The sequence below is a fragment of the uncultured Polaribacter sp. genome (assembly GCF_947497125.1).
Classification (GTDB): domain Bacteria; phylum Bacteroidota; class Bacteroidia; order Flavobacteriales; family Flavobacteriaceae; genus Polaribacter.
On the sequence record NZ_CANMFI010000001.1, the window covers coordinates 261,631 to 288,087 of the forward strand.

A 26,457-nucleotide genomic window follows, 5' to 3' on the forward strand; every position below is an offset into this window, starting at 1 on the left:
TTATTTAAATTTAGTTGCTACTTTATTTGCAATACCAATAATTACTTCTGTTGCCTTTATCATAGATTCTACCGGAACATATTCAAATCTTCCATGAAAATTATGACCGCCTGCAAAAATATTCGGACAAGGTAATCCTTTAAATGATAATTGAGATCCGTCTGTACCGCCTCTAATCGCTTTTATTAAAGGTTTAATTCCTAAATCGGTCATTACTTCTTCGGCAATATCTACAATATGCATTACTGGCGTAATTTTCTCTTTCATATTAAAGTATTGATCTTTAATATCGATGTTGATAAGTGCCGCATTGTATTTTTTATTCATCTCAGTTACAATTTTAAGAAGCAGTTCTTTTCTGTTTTCAAAAAGTAAAAAATCATGATCTCTAATAATATACTCTAATACTGTTTTTTCTACATTTCCGTTGATATCATGTAAATGGAAAAATCCCTCGTAACCACTAGTTTTTTCTGGTACTTCGTTGATAGGTAGTTTCGACATAAATTCGTTGGCAATTAACATCGAATTAATCATTTTTCCTTTTGCATATCCCGGATGCACAATTTTACCTGTTATGGTAACTTTAGCACTCGCGGCATTAAAATTTTCATATTCTAGCTCACCAATCTGGCTACCATCCATAGTGTAAGCCCATTCAGCATTAAATTTTTCAACATCAAATAAATGCGCACCTTTACCAACTTCTTCATCGGGTGTAAAACAAATTCTAATTGTACCGTGTTTAATTTCTGGGTGCTGCACAAGATACTCCATCGCAGTAACAATTTCTGTAACACCTGCTTTATCATCGGCACCTAAAAGTGTTGTGCCGTCTGTAGTTATAATTGTTTGACCTTTGTATTGCAATAAATCTTCGAAATAATCTGGAGATAAAATAATATTTTCATCACTATTTAACACAATATCCTTGCCGTCATAGTTTTCAATAATTTGTGGTTGTACGTTTGCACCTGTAAAATCTGGACTTGTGTCTATATGCGCAATAAAACCAATAGTGGGTACTTTGTAATTGATATTACTAGGTAAAGTAGCCATTAGATAACAATTTTTATCTAAAGTAACATCTTGTAAACCTATACGATGTAATTCTTCAGCTAAAATATTTGCCAAATTCCATTGTTTTTCTGTGCTTGGAAAAGCTGGGTTATTTGGGTCGGATTCTGTCTCTATTGTTACATATTTTATAAACCGATTGATAAGTTGCTGTTTTTGAATCATGTTTGGTGTGCTATTTTAATTTTTTGTTGATGTAAAAATAATTAACCTTTTAATTACACTTTTTTTTAATAATTATCTTAAAAATAGGAGAGAAGTGTTATTTAAAAACTAAGGTTCCTAATTTATTATTGCCAGACAACCAAGCGTTGTTTTTGTCAACAAACTTAATGGCATAAAATGGCTCTTTACTTATTTCTTGCCAAGAATAACCGCCATCTTTAGAATAAGAAATTCCGGTTTTACCTACTGCAACAATTTCTTTGCTATTTGAATTTGGTACATATTGTACGCAGCTTTTATAATTTGGATTTTGTTGGTTGGCAACCAATGTCCATGTTTTTCCACCATCAATAGTAATTGCTTTATTGGCAGTATTATTAAGTGGTTTTGCGTAGTTTCCGCCAATGGCAATTCCGTTTTCTTTATCATAAAAATCGATAGAATAGATGCCTTGCGGCCCATCGCCTTGTATGATTGGTGTTGTGAAAATGTCCCAAGTTTGTCCGTAATTATCAGATTTTAAAATTCTTGCTTTTTTACCACCAGAGGCAATCCAAACACTGCTACCAATGGTTTTAATATTGGTGTTACTTGCTGCAAAAAAAGCTTCACCATCTTCAAATAACGGAAGTTTAGAGCAGGGTATTTTGTGCCAAGTTTCTCCGCCGTTATCAGTTAATATAATTGACGGACAATCTTCTGTTGGATCGCCAACGGCAATACCGTGAAGTTTGTCATCAAAAAAATGCATCGAATCATAAAAAACTTTTTCATTTTTTTCGATGTATTTTAAATCATAATTATTTTTAGACACCTTATATAGTAGAGCAGGATTGCCAACACTTAACGCATAAATGCCAGTGTTACTACTTGCAATACTTCTAAAATTTGGTGTTAAAGAATCTAAATATTTTATAGAAACCGTTAAAGTTGTTGTATTTTCTTCTGCAGAAAATATACCAACACTTCCGTTAGAGCCAGCATAATAAACATGTTTAGTATCGATAGGATGTATTGCTCGAATACTAACACTATCCATTTTAAAAGTTTGAATGTGAATGTTGCTAGTATTTCTTTGCGCAAACGTATGAGCATGAATTAGAAATAATAGGAAAATTAAATTTATACTGTTTATTCTCTTCATTTTTGATACTTTTATAGCACTAAAATAAACAAATCATTTTTAGATAATGAAAAAAGCATTGGTAATTTCTGGGGGAGGAAGTAAAGGAGCTTTTGCAGGTGGTGTTGCCCAATACCTTATGAAAGAAGAAAAGAAAGAATATGATCTTTTTATAGGTACTTCTACAGGTAGTTTAATGGTTTCTCATCTTGCATTGGGTAAATTAGATGCCTTAAAAAAACTATATACCAATGTAAATCAAAAAACAATTTTTAGTAACAACCCTTTTAAGATTAGAAAGATTGCGGGTGAAAAAGTGGTGAGTATTCGTCATTTAAATACAATATGGAATTTTATAAATGGCAGAAAAACCTTCGGAGAAAGTAAAAATTTAAGGTCTCTTATTAAAAGAAATGTTACCGAAGAAATGTATCATCAAATTAAAGCAGATCATAAAGAAGTTGTAGTTACGGTTTCTAACTTAACAGCAAATCAGATAGAATATAAATCAATTAACGATTGTACTTATAAAGATTTTTGTGATTGGATTTGGGGTTCGTGTAATTATGTGCCTTTTATGAGTTTGTTAGAAAAAAACAACTGTCAATATGCAGATGGCGGTTTTGGTTCTTTAGTACCTATTAGAGAAGCCATTTTAAGAGGCGCAACAGAAATAGATGCTATTATTTTAGAAACAGAGGTAACCCAAATAAACAGATTGCCTGCAAAAAATCCTTTTTCTTTGTTGTTTGATGTTTTTGGTTTTATGCTAACCCATGTAGAAAGACACAATATTACAATTGGTAAATTGGCTGCAAATAATAAAGATATAAAGTTAAACCTTTATTATACACCTACTGTTTTAACTACAAATTCTTTAGTTTTTGATGAAGTTTTAATGCGTAAATGGTGGAAATCGGGTTACGAATATGCTAGATCAAAAAAAGAAGAAATTATGAGCGAGTTTAGGCCAAATGTTTTAACAGATAAAGAAATTTAACCGAGTTACTTTTTTAAATTAACATACATATTGTTACCAGTTGGTGTTGCTAATTTTGAATTGTAAATTTCAGAATATTCACCCACACTTTGCATTACATTAGCCCTTGCGCCATTAGTTATATAGCTTAAGGTTCTTTGTAGCAAAGGTTCAGTTTTATTACCTAAAACTCCTAAATTACCATAATCTTCGGCAATTTCTACTCCTGGTAAAGTAACACCAGGTGTAAAGCCTAAAAGTTCGTTTTGATTGTCTTTATTAGAAATTTCTAAAACAATTGGCTGAATTGCATACGTATGATTTGGGTTTAGATTAATACCTGTTTTAGTAAGGTTATCTGAATCGTATAAGGTAACAGAACCAACTTGTTTGCCAACAGTTGTGGTACCAATTATTGCTACATCAATATAAGCTCTTAAAGAATTGATAACCAGTTCAGATGCAGATGCAGTACTGCCAGTTACAATAAAATAGGCCTTTGTTAAATTAAGGCTGTTAATGGGTTCTTGTAAAACAATATTTTCGTTTTGATCGAAATTTAAAATTTCATCTGTAAAATAATTTAAAAAACGATCTTCACTAATTGCATTCTGTACTTTTTCATTCCATACTTCTTTAGAGTACACTTGTTCATCAAATTGACCAGTAATCATGCTTCCTAGATAAGTAGCTGTTTTTACAGAGCCACCACCATTATATCTTAAATCTACAATTAATTCATCTATATTTTCTGCTTTAAAAAAGTTAAAAGCAGCATTTAATTGTGCGTCATAAGCACTAGAAAATTGGTTGTAAAGTAAATAACCAATTTTTTTTCCATTTTCTGGTATTATATTATAAATGGCTACTGGGTTTTCTACTACTTGTTCTTTTGTTAAATTGATAAAAGTGCCATTGCTAATTGGATTGCCATCATTATAAGAAGCTAATTCAATATTTAAATTTGCATTGCTGTCAAACAATAAACTGTTGTAATTAGTATCAGTTAGTTGTGTGCCATTAACAGCATTAAAAATCATGCCTCTTTCTACATTATTTATTGCAGCACTAGAGTTTGGCACAACATATCTTACATAGCCATAAACTTTGGTGTCGTTGTCTTTGTATCGTTTTAAGCCAAATTCCATACCCGTACTTACGTTTATCCCTTGAAAAGAATTTTCTAAAGCGTTATAATCTTCAACCATCCAAGAAAAACGGTCTGTAGGCCTATTTAAAAGACTTTCAAAAAGTGACTCTGGACTATCATATGCCGCTAAAAAACTATTTAGTTCGTTTTGATTGTTAAAGTAGTTGTCTTGAAGTTCTAAAACACTACTTTGCCATAAATAGTATGCGTTTAGGCCTTTCCAAGCAAAAGTATGTACTTTAATTTCTTGAGGTGTTTGTTCTTTTTCTGATGAGCAATTGTAATATGTTATTGCCATTAGTAAAACAACAGCTATTTTTTTAAAAAATTTAAGAGTCATAAATTTTATTTTATTCTATTATACAATGCAATATAAATAGAATTCTTATTATTTTTAGCAAGAACTTGTAACAATATATAGTAATTGTCGTCTTACTTATATAAAACAAATAGAAATATAGTTTTTTATCAAAAAGCAATAAAGAATAACATTTGTTAATGGTTAAATGAAGCAATCAGAATTTTTAAATATTGTTTTACCTTTTAAAGATAAGGTCTTTAGATTGGCAAAAAGGCTTTTAGTCTCTACAGAAGAGGCAGAAGATGCTACTCAAGAGTTGTTCTTTAAGTTATGGAGAAATAAAAATAAAATTAAAGATTATAAAAACATAGAAGCTTTTGCAATGACCATGACAAAAAATTATTGTTATGATCGGTTAAAATCAAAACAAGCAAGTAATTTAACCTTAGTACATAGTAATTATAAAGAGAAAGAGACTTCTTTAGATAAGCAAGTTGAGTATAGAGATAGTGTAAACCAAGTACACGAATTGATAGAAAAACTACCCGAGCAACAGAAAATTATTATTCAGCTTAGAGATGTTGAACAATATGACTTTGATGAAATTTGTAAAATGGTACAAATGAAACCAACTGCTGTTAGAGTTGCTTTGTCTAGAGCTAGAAAAACAATACGAGAACAGTTAATTAAAAAACACAACTATGGAATTAGCTAACATAGAAAAATTAGTTCAGAAATACTTAAACGCAGAAACATCTTTGCAAGAAGAAGCAAGCCTAAAAGACTATTTTACAGCAGGTAATGTTGCGCCACATTTGCAGGAATATGAAAGTATGTTTAACTATTTTGCAACTGCAAAAAAAGATACGTTTACCAAAAACATTCAGTTATCACAAAGAAAACCTACAAAGAAAAACTTTAAATGGCTTTCTATAGCAGCGTCTTTTATGTTGTTGCTTAGTGTATATGTTGGTAAAAATGAATATGAAAGGTATCAAGCAAAAAAACAATTTATGCAAGTAACTAAAGGTTTAAAGTTGTTGTCTTACAATCTTAAAAAAGGAGAACAAGCACTTGCAACTTTATATACTTATGAAAACACTGTAAAAAAAATATTAAAATAAAACCAAGTAAAATAAATAAAACCAAGTAAATAGAAAAATTATGAAAAAAATAGCAATTTTAATTGCTTTTGTTTTAGCCCCTATGCTAGCAAATGCACAAACTTTTTTCGATTCTTTAGAAGATACCGATGGAGTAGATATGGTAGTAGTTACCAAAGACGCATTCGAGCTTATATCTAAATTTAAAGATATAAAAGTAGATGACAATGAAGCTTTACAAGTTTTTAATATGATAAAAGAATTGAAAGAGTTTAAAATGTTTTCTACCAGTAATGTAGGTATTGCAAATAAGATGGAAATCATGGCCAATGCTGCCATTAAAAAAATGAATTTAACACAGTTAATGAGAATTAAAGAAGATAACTCTCGTGTTAAGATTTATATAAAATCTACAGACAATAAAGACTTTGTTAGTCAGGTTTTAATGTTTGTTAAAGGTATAGACTCTAAAACGAAGGGACAATCAGAGGCAATGATTATTTCTTTAACAGGTAATATCGATATTAACAAAATGTCTCAACTAGCAGATACTTTTACAAAAGAGTAAAAAAGTTAAATGTTAAATTGAAGTAGGATTTACAGTCCTACTTTAATTTTTTAAATATATAAACAATGAAAAATAGATTTAAAGTTATTGTGTTGTTGCTTTTTGTAGCTTTTGTTTCTTGTGATAATAAGCCTTCTTTACAAAGTTATTTAGTTGAAAGTCAAGAAAAATCAGGTTTTATTACTTTAGATGTACCTACCAGTTTTTTGCAGTTAAAAGAAGATACTGTTTCTGATGAAGTAAAAGAAACGCTTAAAAGTATTCGAAAAATTAATGTTGTAGCTTATCCAAAGAAAGAAGGAGAAGAAACTTATGAGTTAGAAAAAGCCACATTAAAAACCATTTTAAAAGATACTAAAAAGTATAAAAATTTAATGGTTATGAAGGTCAAAGAAATGCACGTAAATATGTATTATACGGGTGATTCTAATTCGATAAACGAAGTAATTGCATTTGGTTACAATAATAAAATGGGTGTTGGTGTTGCAAGGTTATTAGGTGACAATATGAACCCAGCTAAGATTATTGAAATGATGAAAAGTATCAAGTTAGATTTTGATTCTTTAGATTTAAATCAGCTTAATGGACTCTTCTCTCAATTTGATAAAAATAAAATGAAGTAAACCAGTTACTATTACCTCTTTAAAAACCTATATTTTAATTAAAGTATAGGTTTTTTTATGTTGTAAACTTTCTATTTTTAATAAACAGTTTGTGTAAAATAAATTTATTTTAACGACTCATTAACAGCTACATTCTTTATATTTATTACTTTTGAAACTTATGAAAATGACCTTTAAAATGCTTAAAAATACTGTGTTTTTGTTTTTGTTGATGTTTAGTAATTTTAGCTTTACGCAAACATATTTAAACTATAAACCAGCAAAAGATAAAACCAATCAATTAATTCATACAAAGCTAAAAGTAGATTTTAATTTCAATAAAAAGCAGTTAAATGGTGAAGCTTGGGTTACAGTAAAACCATATTTTTATAAAACAGATATGCTTGTTTTAGATGCAAAAGCAATGCTAATACACGAGGTATCTTTAAATAATAAAGTAGTTGCTTACAAGTATGATGACCATCAACTAAAAGTTACATTACCTAAAACTTATTTAAAAGGAGAAGCATATACGGTTTATATTAAATATACAGCTCAACCAGAAAAAGTGCAACAAAAGGGTAGTGCTGCAATAACCGCTGCAAAAGGGTTGTACTTTATTAATGCAGATGGTTTAGATAAAAACAAACCAACTCAAATATGGACACAAGGAGAAACAGAAGCAAGTAGTTGTTGGTTTCCAACGATAGATAGTCCGAATCAAAAAACAACACAAGAAATTTTTATAACAGTACCTAATAAATTTGTAACCCTTTCTAACGGTAAATTAATAAGTAAAACACAAAAAGGAACTCTTAGAACCGACTATTGGAAAATGGATAAAAAACATGCTCCTTATTTAGTGTTTATGGGAGTAGGTGAGTTTGAAGTTGTAAAAGATTCTTACAAAGAAATTCCGGTTAATTATTACGTTGATAAAAAATATGCTAAGTATGCCAAAGATATTTTTGGTTTAACACCCGAAATGATAGGTTTCTTTTCTGAACTTTTAGGGGTAGATTATCCTTGGGATGCTTACAATCAAATAGTAGGTGTAGATTATGTTTCTGGGGCTATGGAGAATACAACTGCGGTAATTCATGGTGAAGCAGCTTATCAATCTCCCGGTCAATTAATTGATGAAAATAAGCAAGAAGACACTATAGCGCACGAATTATTTCATCATTGGTTTGGTAATTTAGTAACTTCAGAAAGTTGGTCTAACCTTACCTTAAACGAGTCTTTTGCAAATTATAGCGAGTATTTATGGAGAGAGCATAAGTATGGGTTGTTAAATGCTAACACACATTTATTTGATGTTAGAGAAGCTTATTTTAATGGGCAAAATGATAACAAACAGTTAGTTCGTTTTAATTATGATGACAAAGAAGACTTGTTCGATTTAGTAAGCTATAACAAAGGAGGAGCAATTTTACACATGCTAAGAAATTACTTAGGTGACGAGGCTTTTTTCTTAGGATTAAAAAATTATCTAACAACATATCAGTATAGCGCCACAGAAGTACATCAGTTAAGGTTGGTCTTCGAAAAATTGACAGGTAAAGACTTAAATTGGTTTTTTAATCAATGGTACTACAACTCTGGTCATCCAAATATTGAAATCACTTATGATTACAATACCATTCAGAAAACCGTAACCGTAAATATTTTACAGTTAAATGCCAATCCTTTTAAATTTCCTTTTGCAATAGATATTTTTGAGGGTGATAAACGAACAAGACACACTGTTTTTGTAGATAATAAAGATGCGTCTTTTACATTTTCTTATGCTAAGCAACCTACTTATATTCAGATGAATGCAGATGGTGTTTTATTGTGTAAAATAACCGAGAACAAAGTGTTAAGCGATTATGTTTTTCAGTTAAAAAATACCTTAAACTATGAGCACAGAAGGGCTGCATTGTTAGAGGTTGTTAAAAAACAAGATGACAAAGTTGCTTTTAATGCCGTAAAAGAAGCTATGGATGATGCTTCTTTTAAAATTAGAATTCTAGCACTTGAAAACATCGATTTAATTAATAAATTTTCTAAAAAAGAGGCCATTCAGCAAATAATGTTATTGGCTAATAATGATACAAATACATTAGTGCAAGCAGCTGCAATAGAAACATTGGGTAAACTAACAGACCCTTCATTAATAGCTATTTTTGAGAAAGGCTTACAAAGTAAATCTTATGCAGTATTAGGCAAATCTTTAGTAGCCATGTATTATGTAGATAAGTCTAAAGCAATCGCAAAATCTAAAGATTTACCCGATGAAGTAAGAAGAATATTAGCAACACCGCTAACGCAAATATATATTGAAGAAAAGGATGAAAAACAGCTTCCTTTTATCGCAAAAAATGTATTATCAGGAATGTATTTAACAGGTGATGATACTATCAAAAACATGTATCAGAAAGCTTTTAAGCAAATTTCTGAAAGTAATAATACGTTGGCAATTCAGAATTTAGTTAACGATATGGTAGAAAAAGGACAGCAATACAAATCATTTAATTTTGATAAAGTGGTTATCAATTTAATGAGAGGTATGATAAACGATCAGAAAAACAAAGCGACTGCCAATCAGCTTCGAAATATTGAAATTATTAAAGAAGCAATGGCAAAATTATTATAAAATGTATTTTTAAGAATCGATTGTAGTATCTGGTAAATTTAAGATAGCAGATGTAGACAACTCGTTACCAGCAATGCCTTTAATAGAGCCAAATAATACATTAATATTTTCTTGAACACCCCAAATTTGTTTTTCTCGGGTTGCAAAATTTTTAAATGCAGCTTTTTTCTCGTAGTTTAATTGCTGAATCATTGTATCATAGTTTTCAATAATTCTATTGATGTTTTGCACAAACTCGTTGCTTGTTAAGTAACTGTATAAAAGTTCCATTTTTTCTCCCTTATTTTCATCAGAAGATTTGATAGATTTTGTTTTTAAAAGTAACTCTCTAAGAACAAGAGAAACACTTTTTACTTCGTTAAAACTACAGATCCAAACACCATTTCTTTCTCCGAATCGATCCATATCACTTGGGTAGGTTTCGGTAACAATAACTGCAATGTCTGCTTTACAATTAATCTGATCTTGTTTTAATTTGTTTATCCAATCATTAGAAAAATTCTTTGTTCTTTTACTTTCATAAACAATTGAGCCACAATTTTGTTGAAGCGCATTAACAACGGTTTGTATACAATCTGCGCCTCTAATTCCCTTGCCAACTTCTTCAATGTTATCAAAAGGGTAGGTGTTTGTTAGTAATTCTTCTAAAGCTAATTCTTGCACTTCACCTTGCATTTGCATAGAGCCTTGCTCTGCTTTTCTTTTCATTTGATCAATTAGCTTCTTTTGATCTTCAAGCTGTTTCTGGTATTCTTTTTCTTTAAGCGCCATCGATTCTCTTTCTTTGGCTTTCGCTTTTTCTTCTATTTCGGTTTGCTTTTCAAGAAGTTCTTTTTGAACATTTAGCTTTAAATCTTCTGCTTTTTCTTTTAACTCATTTTCTCTTTTAAGTAAGTTAATTTCTTGGGCTCTTAATGTTCTGTTTTCTTCCTTCTTTTTTTCGTTTTCTTGTTGCAACGCTTTTAGCTGTTGTTCAAAGTTTTCATGCGTACTTTTTTGTATTCTTTCAGATTCTTTTACCAGCCTTTGTGCAAGTTTTTCTTTAAAAAGTTCGTTTTCTTTTTCTTTCTTTTTTTCAAAATCTTCTTTTTCTTGTTCTAAAAGACTACGTTCTTTATTAAATACTTTGGCTTGTTCGGCTATTTTAAGTTCGTATTCTGCTTTAAAATGAGCTTGCATTTTACCAGATAAAGCTTCTTCAACATCAAATTCATTTAAACAATTTGGGCATTTTATTTTATCTACCATATCTTTTTTTTACAAGCGTTAATCAGTATTTTATTTGTAGTTAAATATGTTTTTTAACTACAATTACGAAATTAAAGGTTTCCTTTTAAATATCACAAAAAAAGGCTGCTTTTAATTTAGGTGAGTGCTGTTATCAAAATAAAGGCTACACTATTTTGCAAACCCTTTTTAATTTTAGATGCTTTTTCTAAAACTGGTAGTATCTTTGCTGCCATACTTATTAATCATGTCTATACATACGCTTTTAATTACGCCACCTTTTACCCAGCTAAATACAGCTTATCCTGCAACCGCATACATTAAAGGTTTTTTAGATTCTAAAGGTGTAAAAACAACGCAAATAGATTTAAGTATCGAGTTATTTACGGCTATTTTTACAAAAGATTTTGTAGCCGCAATTTTTAAACAAGCTGCAATGCTTGGTCATAAAGAGTATCCTTTAGTCTTAAATTTACAACAAGAGTATATAGATAAGGTAGATACTGTTATGAGCTATTTACGCAATCAAGAAGTAACAGCCGCGTATCAAATAGTTCATAAAGATTTTTTGCCTTTCGGGCATAGGCGCGTTCTTTTAGAAACAGATTTATCAAATGATTTTGGTAAGCTTGGTATTTTAGATAAGGCCAAACACATAGCTACTTTGTTTGTAGAAGAATTAGGTGATTTTATCAATGCAAATATTGATGAGTTTTTTTCTTTTACAAGATATGCAGAGCAAATTGCAAGAGCAGCATCTAGTTTTGATACTTTAGATACCTATTTAAAGTACGAAACCACTTTAATAGAAGATGAAATGTTGTATTTGTTAAATGAGCAATTACAAAAAGATACTTATAATTTGGTCTGTTTTACGGTTCCTTTTCCGGGTAATTTATTTTCAGCACTTCGATGTGCGCAATTTATAAAAGAGCATTATCCGAAGGTAAAAATAGCAATGGGTGGTGGGTATTGTAATACAGAATTAAGGCGTTTGTCTGACCCAAGAATTTTTAATTTTGTAGATTTTATAACTTTAGATGATGGTGAAGGGCCTTTGTTAAGAATTACAGAATTTATAGCGGGTAACATCAAACAAGATCAATTAGAGAGAACTTATGTGTGTGTAGATAAAGAAGTGGTGTATGCAGATAAAACACCAAATACAATATTTCATCATAAAAATTTACCGGCACCAAGTTATATTGGTTTGCCAACAGAGAAGTATTTGTCTTTTTTAGATGTTAAAAATCCGATGCACAGAATGTGGTCTGATGGTAAATGGAATAAATTAACCATTTCTCATGGTTGTTACTGGAAAAAGTGCTCTTTTTGTGATGTTACATTAGATTATATTGGCAACTACCAAAATACTACTGCAGATGATTTGGTTGATAAAATTGAAAAAATAATATCAGAAACAGGTATTACAGGATTTCATTTTGTTGATGAAGCTGCGCCTCCTAAAATGTTAAAAGCATTGGCAACTAAGTTGATAGAAAGGAAGGTGTACATAACTTGGTGGACAAACATTAGGTTCGAAAAAACATTTACACAAGAGCTATGTGCCTTATTGTCTAAATCTGGCTGTATTGCTGTTACTGGAGGCTTAGAGGTAGCATCTGATCGATTGTTATTAAAAATGAAAAAAGGCGTAGATATTGCTCAAGTTGCGAATGTTACCAAGGCTTTTTCTGAAGAAAATATTATGGTGCATGCTTATTTAATGTTTGGTTTTCCTACAGAAACAGTACAAGAGACAATAGATTCTTTAGAGGTTGTAAGACAGTTATTTTATAATAATTGTATTCAGTCTGCGTTTTGGCATCAATTTGCGTGTACAAGTCATAGTCCGGTTGGTAAAAATCCAGAAGAGTTTCAGATTAAAATAACAGGGCCAGAATTTAAAGGTTTTGCAGAAAATGATTTATACCACGAAGATCCAACGGGGGCAGAGCATCATTTGTACAGTGAAGGTTTAAATAAAGCTTTAAACAACTACTTAAATTATAAGGGATTTGAAATTCCTTTACAGCGTTATTTTAATTTTAAGGTTCCGACAACTAGCATTAGCAATCGTTTGATAAAAAACTATCTATTAGCTTCAAAATAAGAATTATTATAATTATTTCTTGTATTCGTCAAAAGTACCATCTTCATAAAAAACAACAATTCGTTTTATTTTTTTAGCATTGTTTTTAGAAGTAGCATCTACAATTGGTGAAGTAGGAGTGATGCTTGCTTTTTTTGTATCAGGAAAAATACCTTCTCCTTTAAGAAGCCAATTTATATTTACGTCTTTAAATTCTGCAACAACTTTTAAAACAAAATCTAAACTTGGTTTGTTTCTACCAGATAAAATATGCGAAATACTTGAGCGTTGCACACCCACTTTATCTGCAAACAAAGAGGCAGATAATTGATTGAAATCCATAATTTTTTTTAGCCTAGATGTAAATTGCTCACTGTTTACCATTGTATAATTATTGTTTTTTACAAATGTAAAAAATTCAAAAACAACAACAATGATTATTTAATTAAATAATTTAAACTCAATTTATTTAATTAAAGTTATGGTTTATATAGGTTTTGTAAATTATTAATAATAAGTATTTTAAAAATAAAAATAAACTACACTTAAAAGAATTATAAGTTTTATAAATGATGTTGTGATGTTATTTGTAAAGCAGTTTACAGGTGTAATATTTTAACTGTAAAAAACGATTTACATTTGTAACAATTTAGTGATTTACAATTGTAATTTTATGTCATATAATACCTAGTTATAAATGATTGTAACTTTTAAAAATTCTTTATTTTTGAAGAAATATTTTTCATACATCATGCAAACTTTAACGCATCAATTTTTAGAATCGATTTATAATGTTCAAAAAGAAAATTCATTACACGGAAGATGGATTACCTTTAAAGATTTAGAAAATTTATTTAGTAAGTATTCTTCTAAGTTTAAAGTATCACAAATTGGTACATCCGAAGAAAACAGACCTATAATGCAATTAAAAATTGGTGTTGGTGCTAAAAAAATACTTTTATGGTCTCAAATGCATGGTAATGAAAGTACAGGTACAAAGGCTTTGTTTGATTTATTCAATTGCTTTTTAAACGAGTCTGATGTAGTTTTTGAAAATATTTTAACTACTTGTACTTTGGTTTTTATACCAATGTTAAACCCAGATGGTGCGTTGGCATATACAAGGGTTAATGCCAATAATATTGATTTAAATAGAGATGCAGTAGATCGATTAGCAGTTGAGAGTAAGCTTTTAAGACAGATTTTAGAAACATTTAACCCTCAGTTTTGCTTTAATTTGCACGACCAAAGAACTATTTTTGGTGTAGAAGGCACAAACAACCCAGCAACAATTTCATTTTTAGCGCCTTCCGAAGAAATTACAAGAGCCATTACTAGTGGTAGAAAACAAACAATGGATGTGATTGTTGGTATGAATTTAATGCTGCAACAAATTATACCAGATTTTGTGGGCAGGTATACAGATGAATTTTATCCAACGGCTACCGGAGATAATTTTCAGAAGCTTGGTTACAATACTATTTTAATAGAATCTGGCCATTATCCTAATGATTACGAAAGAGAAATTTCAAGAAAATTTACATTTTTTTCAATTTTACAAGGGCTATATCACATTGCAAGTAACGATGTATTTACTAATTACAAGCCTTATTTTAACATTCCGAATAATAATAAGAACTTCTTTGATGTAATACATCGATACACAGATTCTAAAAAGGATATTGCTTATCAATATAAAGAACAAATTTTAGAGAATAAATTTGTTTTAAAATTGGTAGAAGTGTCAGAAAAAGAATTATCTTCTAAGTCAGGACACTCCGAAATCGTTTTCGAAAGCTAATTTTCTTAATTTTTTCTCACTTTTTTTGTTACTTTATTAAATTAAAATCATAAATTTGCTTTTTTAATTGAATAATACGTAAAAAATGAAAAAGTTTATTTTAGATGAGATAGATCATCAAATTTTAGATGTCTTAATAGAAAATGCAAGAACCCCCTTTACAGATATTGCAAAGCAATTATTGGTATCTGCAGGTACAATTCACGTACGTGTAAAAAAGATGGAAGATGAAGGTATTATTCAGGGATCTACATTAACGCTTAATTATGAAAAAATGGGCTATTCTTTTATAGCTCACGTTGGTGTCTTTTTAGAGAAAACCTCAATGACACAGAATGTAATTGAAGATTTAAGAAAAATATCGAATGTTACCGTAGCTTATGTTACTGCTGGTAAGTATAATATTTTCTGTAAAGTAAGAGCAAAAGGGACTAATGATGCTAAAGATATTATTTATAGAATTGATGACATCCCTGGCGTTAATAGAACAGAAACAATGATTGCTTTAGAAGAAAGCATTAACGATAAAAAGAGAATGATGCATGCAATTTTTAAAGAATTGTAACCTTATTTTCTAATCATAATTTTGTACAAAACCTTATCATTTTCTGATAAGGTTTTTTTTTGATATTTAGCCTAGCTATGTTTGTTGTTTAATTATTTAAAATTAATAGATAACATTCAAAGCCCATTAATATTTATATAATTATTAAGTATCTTTAGCCTACAAATAAACATGTATGATTAACAAACAAATTATCTTTAAAAAAAGACCCTCTGGTATACCAGATACAGATACTTGGCAATTACAAGAAACAGAAGTTGCAGAACTACAAGCCGGAGAAATTTTAATAGAACAACATTATATTTCTTTAGATCCCGCAATGAGAGGTTGGATGAATGATACAAAATCATACATACCACCCATTGCTATTGATGATGTAATGCGAGCTGGATCTATTGGTAAGGTTATTAAAAACAATGGCAACCCTAAGTTTGAAGTAGGAGATTGTGTAACTAGTTGGGGCGGCGTGCAACAATATGCCATTACAAACGGAGATGGTTGGTATAAAGTAGATGATCAATTAGCACCAATGCCTTTGTACATCGGTTTGTTGGGTATGCCTGGTATGACAGCTTATTTTGGTATTACCCAAGTAGCAAAAATTAAAGAAGGCGATATTGTTTTGGTATCGGGTGCTGCAGGTGCTGTTGGAAGCACAGTAGGGCAAATTGCAAAAATTAAAGGTTGCAAAGTAATTGGTATTGCTGGTGGTTCAGAAAAATGTAAGTATTTAATTGACCAATTAGGTTTTGATGATGCCATTGATTATAAATCAGAAAATATTTACACAGCATTAAAAAGAAAATGCCCCAAAGGCATAGATGTTTATTTCGACAATGTTGGTGGTGTTATTTTAGATGCAGCATTAGGCAAGTTAAGAATGCATGCCAGAGTAGTAATTTGTGGCGCTATTTCTCAATACAACAATACCACAAAAATTAAAGGACCTAGCAATTACTTGTCTTTATTAGTTACTCGTTCTACCATGCAAGGTATGGTTGTTATGGATTATAGCAAAGAATTCGGAGTAGCAGCAAAACAAATGTCTTTATGGCTTAAAGAAGGCAAACTAACCTACAGAGAGGCAATGTATCACGGAATTGAGAATTTTCAGGAAACATATAACAGATTGTTTACCGGAGATAAAAAAGGAAAACTAATTTTAAAAGTAAAAGAGTAGTGGAGTTAGAGCATTTTTTTCAATGCCCACATTGTTGGGAATCTATTTCTATGATCTTAGATAAAAGTGTTGCACATCAAACCTATATAGAAGATTGTGAAGTTTGCTGCAACCCAATAGAAATTACACCCACCTTTAATGCTGGTGAGTTAGAAGGTTTTTACGCAGAATCTATAGAACAATAATTTTTTTAAGAAGCTTTTTCTTGCTTTCCGTTGTATCTTTTTTACAATTATTTTAGGCAATTAAAATGCCTTATTAGCGGTAAAAAAGGATGCCACTTCAATCAAGGCTAGAGAGAACGTCTTATAATTTACAAAGGATTTTTCCAATTAAATTCATTAAAAAGAGCAATCCAATCATCAGGAAAAGAAGCTTTTAATGTCAATTTTTCATTTGTAAACGGGTGATTAAATACTAAAATACCCGCATGTAAAAACATATTTTTCCATCCAAAGTTAGTTTCAAACATTACATCATGATTTTTGTCACCATACTTTGTATCACCAATTAAAGGATGGCTAATTTTATTGGTATGTATTCTTAGTTGATGCATTCTGCCTGTTTTTGGCATTAATTTTACCAGGCTATAACGAGATGAATTGTAGGGTTTTACAGCAATATCTAAGGTAACTTTATTTAGTGTTTCTAAATGCGTTAGTGCTTCTTTATGTATGTTTGCATCTTTACCTTTTACCGGAGTATCGATTGTCTTTGTAGCTTCAGAAAATCCGCGAACTACCCCAAAATAATTTTTATCAATTTTATTCTCGGTAAATAATTCTTGAAATTTAGAAACAAAACCAGTCTCTTTAGCAAGTAGAATAATGCCAGAGGTTTTTCTGTCTAACCGATGTATTGGGTATACTTTTAAACCAAGCGACTCGCTAATTAATTTTAACAGCGATACTTCATGGCTCATGTTTCTTGAGTGATGCGCATGGTGTACAAGCATGTTATTGGGTTTATTAACCGCAATAAAATAATTGTCTTCAAAAATAATTTCTAAGTCCATTTTTAAAGTTTTTAAATAGCTGACGATTTTTTATTGTTAAACTTTAAAAAACCAATTAATAGTAAAGAAATGAGTCCGCATATAAAAAAACCAATGAATAGCGGTAAAGCGGTTTTAACTAAATAGCTACCAATAAATGTTGCAATTGGCACTGCCATAATAGTAGAAGTAAAGCCGTTAATTGCTGCGCCAATGCCTGCTATATGTCCTATTGGTTCCATGGCTAAAGCTCTGGTATTGCCAAAAAGAAAACCGAGGGCAAAAAATTGCAGTCCGAAAAATAAAATTAACATATAAATACTTGGGTTCTGTTCGCCATAAAAGAAACAAATATATAGCAAAGGTATAGCGGTAAAAAGTAGCGTAAAAATGGTGACTAATTTTAACATGCCAAGTTTTACAACAAATTTTCCATTTAAAAAAGTGGCAAAACCAACACTAATTGCCAAGCCAGCAAATATGTACGGAAACTCTTCTTTTAAATTGTATTGCTGTTCAAAAATTAACTGACTAGCGCTTAAATATACCATAAAAGAACCTGTAATAAAACCAGAAAATAAGGTAAAAATAATAGCTTGTTTGTGTTTTAAAAACTCTTTTGTACCCTCTACAAAAAGTGCTAATTTAAAGGTTTTTCGATGTTCTTTTTTTAAGGTTTCTGGTTGTCTTTTCCAGACCCAAATCATTGTAAATAAGCCAAAAATCAATTGGCTATAAAATATAGAACGCCAACCATAATTATCTAACATTAATTTACCAATAGCAGGTGCTACAACCGGAACTAAAATAAAAATAACAACAATAAAAGACATCACTTTTGCCATTTGATTGCCACTAAAACGGTCTCTAACCATTGCAATACTTATAGTTCTAGGTGCAGACAAACCAATACCTTGTAAAAGTCTACCAACAATCATCGTTTCTAGGCTAGTAGCAGAAACACAAATAAAACTAGCAAAGGCAAATACAATAAAACCAACATAAATTACTGGTTTTCTTCCAAAACTATCCGATAATGGCCCAGATATTAATTGACCAGATCCTAAGCCAAGAAAAATCATTGTTATAAACAACTGATTATTTTTAGGACTTACAACTTGTATTGTTTTGCTAATATCTGTTATTGCTGGTAATAATGCATCGATTGCCAATGCAACCAAAGACATTAAAGATGCCATTACGATAATAAATTCTAGTTCTGTTTTTTTTCTGATCTCCACGCTGCAAAAGTAGTTTTATTTATAGTTTCTAAATACTTTTTATTTAAAACTATTTTACCAAACAGTAGAGATCTATAGTAAGTTAAAAATACTATTTAACATAATATAAATTATAGTACATGTATATAGTAATTTCTGTATAGCCGTTTTTCAGGCTATTTACAAATAATTGTAGATATGACTTCTTTAGAATCATATCATCAACAATTATGTTAAAAGAAATTACGGCTCATTAACTTATAGGTTTATTTCATAGCTATAATTCTCTATTATGTAAAATATCCTAGAAAGCTCTTAACATTAAATATTCATTCGCTTGTTGGTGTTTTAAAATTCGTTAACAAGTCTCAATTATAATTCCGTAGTATCTTGTATTTAGCAATATTCAATAGCATTTATTAAAAACGTCTTTAGAATTATAGTAATAGATATTTCGTTAAAAATAATTACGAATCTAATTATTATCAATTGTTTAATATCATATTAATTGAGTAGCTATTCTAAATCTACTTGGCCAACAATTAAAATCTTTTGACGTTAATTTTAAATCTACAGAAATTTCTATTAGTTCTCTTAGGAAAGGAGTTTACTTTTTAAAAGTATCATTTTATAATGGTAGCCACGTTTTAACAAAAATTGTTAAAGAATAAGACAAACTCTATTTAGTTTTTATTTACTATTTTCAATAAAAACATGAGATAATAATAATTAATACTATTAATAAATCTATCTTAAGTTAAGGTGTAATTTATCAGGTTATAATTCTATCAAAAGTAATTTAAAACACAAGTTTAATAGTATATTTGTGGTCTTTAAAGATTTATAGAATGGTATTTAAAAAGTTACATCCTTATATAAAAGAGAAGTTAGCATCGTTAGATATTACAACTCCTACCCTTTTTCAAACTAAAAGCATTCCACTTATAAAAAGTGGTGCCAATGTATATTGTTTTGCTCCAGAAAACAGCGGAAAAACAACAACATTAATACTTACAACATTGCATAAATTACAATGTGAAGAAGCTGGCAGCGCACCAAGAGCAATTATTTTAGTTGAAAATAATGTAAAAGCGGGCGAATTGTATGATGCTTTTATAAGTTATACCAGACATAGCACTTTACGTGTCTATTATGGTGATGAAAGAGAGCATATAGATCTTTTAAAGTCTGAAATATTTGAAGGCATTGATGTTTTAATAGCAACCCCGAAAATTGTAAACAAGCTACTTTTATTAGAAGGATTAAATACTACGCAAGTAAAAATATTTCATATTGATGATGCTTCTTTTCTATCAGAAAAATCTGCATATGCTGCTTTAATAGCTATTACGCAAAGTATTCATAAATGTCAGTATGTTATTTATGCAGATAAAATTGAACCTAACTTAAAAAAATTACAAGATTATTTTATGCAGTTTGCAAAAACAATTAGCATTAAATAACCTAAAAAAGACATCAGTATAATGATTATACCTAAATTACATTATGTATCGCAAGGAAATACTGCTAATGAACATCTAGAAAACATTCAGAAAGCATGTTCTTCTGGTGCAGAATTGGTGCAATTGAACATTAAAGATATCTCTGAAAAAAAATATTTAAAGTTTGCTGAAAAAGCAAGAGAAATAACAGCACACTATCAAACAAGACTTATAATTACAAACTATTATAAGGTGGCTAAAACTATAAAAGCAGATGGTGTTCATATAGATAATACCGAGTTTTGCCCTACCGTAGCGTTAGATTATTTATTTACTTGGCAAATTATTGGTGCAACAGCATCAAACTTAAAAGAATGCCAAGTTTTAGTAGAAAAAAAAGTAGATTATATTGTGTTCGATCCTTTTACAACTTTTGACTCTAATTCTTTAAGCACAACAATTCCAATTCTTGGTGCTGGTAGTATTACTGTGAAAGATATTCCTGTTATTTTACAAAAAGGGATTTCTGGTGTTGCAATTTCTGATGCTATAACAGAAGATTTTAATAGTATAAAGGTATTTCATCAGCTATTAAATGCTGCTTCTTCAGACGAAAAGAAGTATACATTTCAATAATAAGGCATAAAAAAAACACAACTATATTAGTTGTGTTTTTTTTAATAAATTCTATTGCTTAACGTCTGCTATAATTAGGAGACTCTTTTGTTATCACAACATCGTGTGGGTGACTTTCATTGATACCACTTGCTGTAATTCTTACAAATTTACCAGTATCTTTAAGTGTGGCTATATCTTTTGCACCACAATAGCCCATTCCTGCACGTAAACCACCAATAAATTGATGAATACTTTCTGATAATTCTCCTTTATAGGGTACTCTACCGACAATACCTTCGGGTACTAATTTTTTAATATCGTCTTCAACATCTTGAAAATATCGATCTTTAGAGCCTTTTTTCATTGCTTCTACAGATCCCATACCTCTGTACGATTTAAATTTTCTTCCTTCGTAAATAATTGTTTCTCCAGGAGATTCTTTTGTACCTGCAAGTAAAGAGCCTAGCATTACACAATCTGCACCGGCAGCAATTGCTTTTGGTATATCTCCGGTATAACGAATACCACCATCTGCAATAACTGGTACACCACTCCCCTTAATAGCGGCAGCAACTTCTAAAACGGCAGAAAATTGAGGAAACCCTACTCCTGCAACAATTCTAGTGGTACAAATAGAGCCAGGTCCAATTCCTACTTTTACAGCATCTGCGCCAGCAGCTACTAAATATTTAGCGGCTTCGGCAGTCGCAATATTTCCGACAACAACCTCTAATTCTGGAAACTTTTGCTTTACTTGTTTTAATACATCTACAACACCTTTGGTGTGGCCGTGAGCTGTGTCTATAATTACAGCATCTACACCTGCGGCAACCAATGCAGCTGCTCTATCTACAGCATCACCAGTAACACCTAAAGCAGCAGCAACTCTTAATCTACCATATACATCTTTATTGGCAATTGGTTTTTGAGTTACTTTGGTAATGTCTCTAAATGTGATCAATCCTTTTAATTTGTAATCTTCATCAACAATTAAAAGTTTTTCTATTTTATAGTTTTGTAAAATCTTTTCAGCATCGTTTAAAGAGGTTCCAACAGCAGCAGTAACCAAGTCTTTACTTGTCATTACTTCTACAATAGGTCTTTTTAAATTATGCTCAAAACGCAAATCTCTATTGGTTACAATTCCTTTTAAAATACCATTGTCATCAACAATAGGAATGCCACCAATGCCATGCTCTTTCATATATGTTTTAGCATCTAAAACTACTGCTGTTAAGGGCAAAGTAACGGGGTCTATTATCATGCCAGATTCTGCACGTTTAACTCTTCTAACCTCTTGCGCTTGTTGCTCAATGGTCATGTTTTTATGTAAAACACCAATTCCGCCTTCTCTTGCAATTGCAATTGCTAAAGAAGATTCTGTAACAGTATCCATAGCAGCAGATGCAATGGGTACATTAATAGTGATGTTTTTGGTAAATTGAGTTTGAATATTTACTTCTCTTGGAAGTACTTCTGAAAATGCAGGAACTAATAAAACGTCATCGTATGTTAGTCCTTCTCCTAAAATTTTGTTGTTGTGTGCTGTCATGTTGCAATTAAGGTATAATTGCGTGCAAATTTACAATTAATAAATCAATTTTCTATGATTTACCTATACTTGTTTTATTCTCATTACCATATTATTTACTTGCTAGTAATTTATGAAGGAAAAATATTTTCATTTTTAAAACATTGACTTCTAGTAATTTAACTTTATTATTCTTATTTGTTCTAAATAAGCTTTGTAAATATGTTGTTGTGATGTATCTTTGCACTCGAAATAAAAACTATTTATAATTAATCTAAATAAAATGAGGAAAGTACTTATTATTGCAACTACTTTATTTACAGTAGTATTAACTGCTCAAAAAGGTGAAAATAAAAAAGGGTCTTTAGACTCTATTCAGAAATTAGACGAAGTTATTATTGCTACAAATGCCATATTAGGTAATAAATATGTTGCTAAAAACAGAACTGGTTCTGCGTATTATTTATCACCTAAAGAATTAAAAAAGTTTAGCTTTACAGATGTGTCAAGAGCATTAAGAATTGTGCCTGGTGTAAATATTTATGAAGAAGATGGTTTCGGGTTAAGACCTAATATTAGTTTGCGAGGTACATCGCCAGAAAGAAGTTCTAAAATAACTTTAATGGAAGATGGTGTATTAATTTCTCCTGCTCCATACAGCGCTTCTGCTGCCTATTATTTTCCTACAATTGCAAGAATGGAAGCTGTAGAAGTTTTAAAAGGTAGTAGTCAAGTTCAATATGGTCCTTTTACTACGGGCGGTGCAATCAATATGATTTCTACGCAAATACCTAATGAGTTTGGTGGGCAAGTAAGAGCCAGTTACGGTAGTTTTAATTCGAACCAATTACATGCAAAAATTGGTGGTGGTAATGATAATTTTGGATACGCTTTAGAGTATTTAAATTATGGTTCTGATGGTTTTAAAACATTGCCAAGTGGTAAAAATACTGGTTTTAATAAAAATGATGTGGTTGCTAAAGTGCACGTTAACCTTTTTCCTAAGGCTGCAATCCAACAATCTTTATCATTCAAATTTCAATATTCTGATGAAGTGGGTAATGAAACTTATTTAGGCTTGTCTGAAGAAGATTTTAACAGCAATCCTTTTTCTAGATATGCTGCTTCTGATAACGATAAAATGACCACAGATCATAGGCAGTATATGTTAACTCATAAATTGGTTTTTTCAAAAAATTTACAAATTACAACCACTGCATATCAAAATAACTTTGCAAGAAATTGGTACAAATTAAATGATGTTACTTTTAATGGCGATAAGCAGTCTATTGCAAATGTTTTAGAAAATCCTACTTCTTTTTCTAATCATTTTTCAATACTTAACGGGTCTGTAAATTCTGATGTTGATGTGCTAGGAATAAAAGCAAATAACAGAAAATATATTTCTAAAGGTATTCAGACAAAATTAGATTATCATTGGTATAATGGCGATTTTTTTCATGACTTAGAAATTGGACTTCGCCTTCATTATGATGAAGAAGATCGTTTTCAATGGGTAGATAAATACAGTATTTCTAACCAAGGAGATTTACAATTAACTACCGCCGGAATACAAGGAAGTGATGCAAATAGAATAAGTAGTGCAAATGCTTTTGCTTCTTATATTACTTATAAGTTGAAATTTAATAAATGGACCTTTACACCTGGTATACGTTACGAAAACATTACGTTAGAAAGAGAAGATTTTGGTACAAGCGATGTTACCAGATCTGGCGTAAACTTGTCTGAAAGACAAAACTCTGTGGGTGTATTTATACCTGGTATCGGATTCAACCATAAATTTAATAACGAATTATCCCTTTTTGGTGGTGTACATAAAGGTTTTTCTCCTCCAGGAAATCAAGAAGAACAAAAGGCCGAAGAAAGTATTAATTATGAGCTTGGTACTCGTTTTAATTTTGGAAAAATTAAAGGAGAACTTGTAGGTTTCTTTAACGATTATTCTAACCTATTAGGTAGCGATTTAGCTGCTTCTGGCGGAACTGGTTCTTTAAATCAATTTAATGCAGGCGAAGTGAATGTTAATGGTATTGAAGTTCTATTAAACTATAACTTTTTAAATGAAAAGGCTTTATTTTCTCTTCCTTTTTCTTTTGGATACACCTTTACAAACACAGAGTTTTTAAATAGTTTTGGTAGTACAGATAGTCTTTGGGGCACTGTTGCCAAAGGAGATGAAATGCCATACATACCAAAACATCAATTTAATGCAACTCTATCTTTAGAGCATGCCAATTTCGAAATTAATTTAAACGGTCGTTATAATGGTGCTTTTAGAACTATGTCTGGTGCAGGTGATATTCCTGATAATGAAAAAGTAGCCTCTAATTTTATTATTGATGCTTCTAGTAAATATCATGTAAATAAAAATTTAAGTTTAACTGCAAATGTTATCAATGTTTTAAATAATACATATGCTGTCTCTAGAGTGCCAGCTGGTTTAAGACCAGGTCATCCATTCGGTATTTTTGGTGGATTAGAATTTAAGTTCTAATAACCAAACTAGAGATAAACTAAATGACAAAGAAGAACGCTTTACTTAAGGCGTTCTTTTTTTTGCTTTAAAAATATAATTACTGCTTTTCTAATATCCGAAGAAATAGCTGTAGAGTTTGTTTCAGCAATACTAATTACTTCTTTGTTTTCTTTGGATAAAAAAGGAATGTCGAATCCTTTTAATAAGTAATCAGAAAATGCGACTGTGTATATGTTATTTTCTTGTAGTTTTTGGTTTTTAATGTACCACTTCTCTCCTACTTTATTAGCATTAAAACGCTGTAAATAAGCTCCGGTACCTGCCGCTAAATGACCATAATCTAAAACTCTTTTTAACAAACGACCTTTAATCTTTACCTTTAAGATAGATCCACCATAAGGCAATACTCTAAAAATATCTACAGCATTAATAGCGCCTTCTAATTGATCATCAATTCTAATAGAACCGCCATTTACCAGTGCGCAATCTACTGTATCATCGAATGCAAAAGACATCGATTGGGTTATTAAATGTCCCAAATTTGTTTGCGTACTTCTAATTGGGGTATCTCTACCATCTAAAGGGGTGTTTGCTGTGAAAATTATTTCGTCTGGAGACTCTATTATATCTTTAATTTTAGCATTTAAAATAGTTTGCCATTTGCCTACAATTTCTGCTATTTTAGCATCGGGTTGTATGGTAGAATTTACTTCTTTTAGCTCAGAGTTTACAATAGTGTTTTTAGTTTTTTTATCAAACGTTATCTTATGAATATATACTGTTTTTGCATTTGCATCTGCCTTTGTTATTAGTACATTACCAACTTTATTCATACTATTGGTATGCTCATGACCGCCCATTATTAATGGAATGTTAGGTATTAGTTTTGCAATTCTTTTGTCGTTGGTTAATTTTACATGTGTTAAGCCAAACACAATATCTACTTTATCTTTAATTGCAGCATAAGAGGCTCTAGCTTTTACAAACATATTGCCATATTCTACATATTCTTTTGGATTAGAAGGTATGCAAACACTAATAAACCCTATCTTTATTTTGGTGCCATCATTATCTTGTAGTTCTTTGATAAAAGTTTCATGTAAAGGTTCTCTTTGTTTGTTTATTTCTTTGTAAAAAGGGATAGATCCCTCGGCAGTTTTTAGTTTTACATTGGCAGAAATCCACGGAAAATTACTTTCATTGAACCTTTTTTGAAGGTCATTCTTAGAAACATCAAATTCATGGTTGCCAAAAGCAACTAAATCAAAATTCATGGCATTCATCACTTCTACCATCTGTTTGCCCTTTACCCTTTCTCCTGCTACTTTTAAGGTGCCTAACAAAGACGGATTTAAAAAATCGCCAGCCATAAAAAGCAGGGTGTTTTTGTTTTCTTTTAATAGGTTTTTATGAATCGTTTCTACTCTTGCCATTCCGCCGAATTCACCTCCTTGTATCGGTGCAATTTCATAAACGTCATTTAATTGTAAAAAGGTAAACTCAATTTTATGATCGTCTTTTTTACAAGATGATACTAATAATATCAATATAAAATAGATGTGTGGTTTTAGAAATTTCATTAAA

The 26,457-nt window shown here is 30.6% G+C and carries 24 protein-coding genes; 15 read left to right on the plus strand and 9 right to left on the minus strand.

What is annotated here, in order from left to right:
* Entirely contained in the window at positions 1 to 1,242 is a 1,242-nt protein-coding gene (gene pepT / locus Q0678_RS01205) for a peptidase T (protein WP_299052771.1), read from the minus strand.
* A gap of 97 nt (positions 1,243 to 1,339) precedes the next feature.
* Entirely contained in the window at positions 1,340 to 2,386 is a 1,047-nt protein-coding gene (locus Q0678_RS01210; RefSeq protein ID WP_299052773.1) for an oxidoreductase, read from the minus strand.
* 46 nt (positions 2,387 to 2,432) lie between these two features.
* On the opposite strand from Q0678_RS01210, the gene Q0678_RS01215 reads away from it, so the two are divergent.
* Positions 2,433 to 3,365 carry a patatin-like phospholipase family protein gene (locus tag Q0678_RS01215; RefSeq protein WP_299052775.1) on the plus strand — a complete coding sequence of 311 codons (933 nt, stop codon included), beginning with the start codon at positions 2,433 to 2,435 and terminating at the stop codon, positions 3,363 to 3,365.
* A 5-nt stretch (positions 3,366 to 3,370) separates the two neighbouring features.
* Here the strand turns inward: Q0678_RS01215 and Q0678_RS01220 are convergent, their stop codons facing one another.
* Positions 3,371 to 4,834 (minus strand): S41 family peptidase, encoded by a 1,464-nt coding sequence (locus Q0678_RS01220; protein ID WP_299052777.1) that lies wholly within the window; start codon positions 4,832 to 4,834, stop codon positions 3,371 to 3,373.
* Between the two features lie 166 nt (positions 4,835 to 5,000).
* Between Q0678_RS01220 and Q0678_RS01225 the strand changes: the two genes are divergently transcribed.
* From Q0678_RS01225 to Q0678_RS01245, 5 genes are all read left to right on the plus strand, one after another.
* A complete protein-coding gene (locus Q0678_RS01225; RefSeq protein WP_299052779.1) occupies positions 5,001 to 5,510 on the plus strand; it encodes a sigma-70 family RNA polymerase sigma factor in 510 nt (169 codons plus the stop codon).
* On the plus strand, positions 5,497 to 5,919 hold the full coding sequence (locus Q0678_RS01230) for a hypothetical protein (protein ID WP_299052782.1): 423 nt from the start codon (positions 5,497 to 5,499) through the stop codon (positions 5,917 to 5,919). Before Q0678_RS01225 ends, Q0678_RS01230 begins: the two co-directional genes overlap by 14 nt.
* Before the next feature lie 40 nt (positions 5,920 to 5,959).
* Positions 5,960 to 6,466, plus strand: a complete 507-nt coding sequence (locus Q0678_RS01235) for a DUF4252 domain-containing protein (protein WP_299052785.1) — start codon at positions 5,960 to 5,962, stop codon at positions 6,464 to 6,466.
* Between the two features lie 65 nt (positions 6,467 to 6,531).
* Positions 6,532 to 7,089 (plus strand): DUF4252 domain-containing protein, encoded by a 558-nt coding sequence (locus tag Q0678_RS01240; protein ID WP_299052787.1) that lies wholly within the window; start codon positions 6,532 to 6,534, stop codon positions 7,087 to 7,089.
* Between the two features lie 166 nt (positions 7,090 to 7,255).
* Positions 7,256 to 9,706 carry a M1 family metallopeptidase gene (locus Q0678_RS01245; RefSeq protein WP_299052790.1) on the plus strand — a complete coding sequence of 817 codons (2,451 nt, stop codon included), beginning with the start codon at positions 7,256 to 7,258 and terminating at the stop codon, positions 9,704 to 9,706.
* Between the two features lie 9 nt (positions 9,707 to 9,715).
* Here the strand turns inward: Q0678_RS01245 and Q0678_RS01250 are convergent, their stop codons facing one another.
* On the minus strand, positions 9,716 to 10,954 hold the full coding sequence (locus Q0678_RS01250; protein WP_299052793.1) for a DUF2130 domain-containing protein: 1,239 nt from the start codon (positions 10,952 to 10,954) through the stop codon (positions 9,716 to 9,718).
* A gap of 226 nt (positions 10,955 to 11,180) precedes the next feature.
* Between Q0678_RS01250 and Q0678_RS01255 the strand changes: the two genes are divergently transcribed.
* Positions 11,181 to 13,046, plus strand: coding sequence for a radical SAM protein (locus tag Q0678_RS01255; RefSeq protein ID WP_299052796.1), 1,866 nt, complete (start codon positions 11,181 to 11,183; stop codon positions 13,044 to 13,046).
* A 12-nt stretch (positions 13,047 to 13,058) separates the two neighbouring features.
* On the opposite strand, the gene Q0678_RS01260 is transcribed toward Q0678_RS01255, so the two are convergent.
* Entirely contained in the window at positions 13,059 to 13,409 is a 351-nt protein-coding gene (locus tag Q0678_RS01260) for a helix-turn-helix transcriptional regulator (RefSeq protein WP_299052799.1), read from the minus strand.
* A 343-nt stretch (positions 13,410 to 13,752) separates the two neighbouring features.
* On the opposite strand from Q0678_RS01260, the gene Q0678_RS01265 reads away from it, so the two are divergent.
* The 4 genes from Q0678_RS01265 to Q0678_RS01280 all read left to right on the plus strand — a co-directional run bounded on the left by Q0678_RS01265 (position 13,753) and on the right by Q0678_RS01280 (position 16,756).
* Positions 13,753 to 14,826 carry a M14 family zinc carboxypeptidase gene (locus Q0678_RS01265; protein ID WP_299052803.1) on the plus strand — a complete coding sequence of 358 codons (1,074 nt, stop codon included), beginning with the start codon at positions 13,753 to 13,755 and terminating at the stop codon, positions 14,824 to 14,826.
* 85 nt (positions 14,827 to 14,911) lie between these two features.
* On the plus strand, positions 14,912 to 15,391 hold the full coding sequence (locus Q0678_RS01270; protein ID WP_299052806.1) for a winged helix-turn-helix transcriptional regulator: 480 nt from the start codon (positions 14,912 to 14,914) through the stop codon (positions 15,389 to 15,391).
* A gap of 175 nt (positions 15,392 to 15,566) precedes the next feature.
* Positions 15,567 to 16,571, plus strand: a complete 1,005-nt coding sequence (locus Q0678_RS01275; protein WP_299052808.1) for an NADP-dependent oxidoreductase — start codon at positions 15,567 to 15,569, stop codon at positions 16,569 to 16,571.
* A complete protein-coding gene (locus tag Q0678_RS01280; protein ID WP_299052811.1) occupies positions 16,571 to 16,756 on the plus strand; it encodes a CPXCG motif-containing cysteine-rich protein in 186 nt (61 codons plus the stop codon). The genes Q0678_RS01275 and Q0678_RS01280 overlap by 1 nt, the downstream gene beginning before the upstream one ends.
* Positions 16,757 to 16,884: 128 nt before the next feature.
* Here the strand turns inward: Q0678_RS01280 and Q0678_RS01285 are convergent, their stop codons facing one another.
* On the minus strand, positions 16,885 to 17,586 hold the full coding sequence (locus Q0678_RS01285) for a pseudouridine synthase (RefSeq protein ID WP_299052814.1): 702 nt from the start codon (positions 17,584 to 17,586) through the stop codon (positions 16,885 to 16,887).
* Between the two features lie 11 nt (positions 17,587 to 17,597).
* Positions 17,598 to 18,806, minus strand: coding sequence for a multidrug effflux MFS transporter (locus Q0678_RS01290; RefSeq protein WP_299052817.1), 1,209 nt, complete (start codon positions 18,804 to 18,806; stop codon positions 17,598 to 17,600).
* Between the two features lie 497 nt (positions 18,807 to 19,303).
* Here Q0678_RS01290 and Q0678_RS11665 point away from each other — a divergent pair, with 497 nt between their 5' ends.
* The 3 genes from Q0678_RS11665 (at position 19,304) to Q0678_RS01300 (ending at position 20,863) form a co-directional block, all read left to right on the plus strand.
* Positions 19,304 to 19,456 carry a T9SS type A sorting domain-containing protein gene (locus Q0678_RS11665; protein WP_367181481.1) on the plus strand — a complete coding sequence of 51 codons (153 nt, stop codon included), beginning with the start codon at positions 19,304 to 19,306 and terminating at the stop codon, positions 19,454 to 19,456.
* A 177-nt stretch (positions 19,457 to 19,633) separates the two neighbouring features.
* On the plus strand, positions 19,634 to 20,248 hold the full coding sequence (locus tag Q0678_RS01295) for a DEAD/DEAH box helicase (RefSeq protein ID WP_299052820.1): 615 nt from the start codon (positions 19,634 to 19,636) through the stop codon (positions 20,246 to 20,248).
* A 21-nt stretch (positions 20,249 to 20,269) separates the two neighbouring features.
* On the plus strand, positions 20,270 to 20,863 hold the full coding sequence (locus Q0678_RS01300; RefSeq protein WP_299052823.1) for a thiamine phosphate synthase: 594 nt from the start codon (positions 20,270 to 20,272) through the stop codon (positions 20,861 to 20,863).
* Positions 20,864 to 20,921: 58 nt separating this feature from the next.
* On the opposite strand, the gene guaB is transcribed toward Q0678_RS01300, so the two are convergent.
* A complete protein-coding gene (gene guaB / locus Q0678_RS01305) occupies positions 20,922 to 22,397 on the minus strand; it encodes an IMP dehydrogenase (RefSeq protein WP_299052826.1) in 1,476 nt (491 codons plus the stop codon).
* A gap of 262 nt (positions 22,398 to 22,659) precedes the next feature.
* On the opposite strand from guaB, the gene Q0678_RS01310 reads away from it, so the two are divergent.
* Entirely contained in the window at positions 22,660 to 24,891 is a 2,232-nt protein-coding gene (locus Q0678_RS01310) for a TonB-dependent receptor (RefSeq protein ID WP_299052829.1), read from the plus strand.
* Positions 24,892 to 24,932: 41 nt separating this feature from the next.
* On the opposite strand, the gene Q0678_RS01315 is transcribed toward Q0678_RS01310, so the two are convergent.
* Positions 24,933 to 26,453 (minus strand): bifunctional metallophosphatase/5'-nucleotidase, encoded by a 1,521-nt coding sequence (locus tag Q0678_RS01315; protein ID WP_299052831.1) that lies wholly within the window; start codon positions 26,451 to 26,453, stop codon positions 24,933 to 24,935.
* Between the last annotated feature and the right edge of the window lie 4 nt (positions 26,454 to 26,457).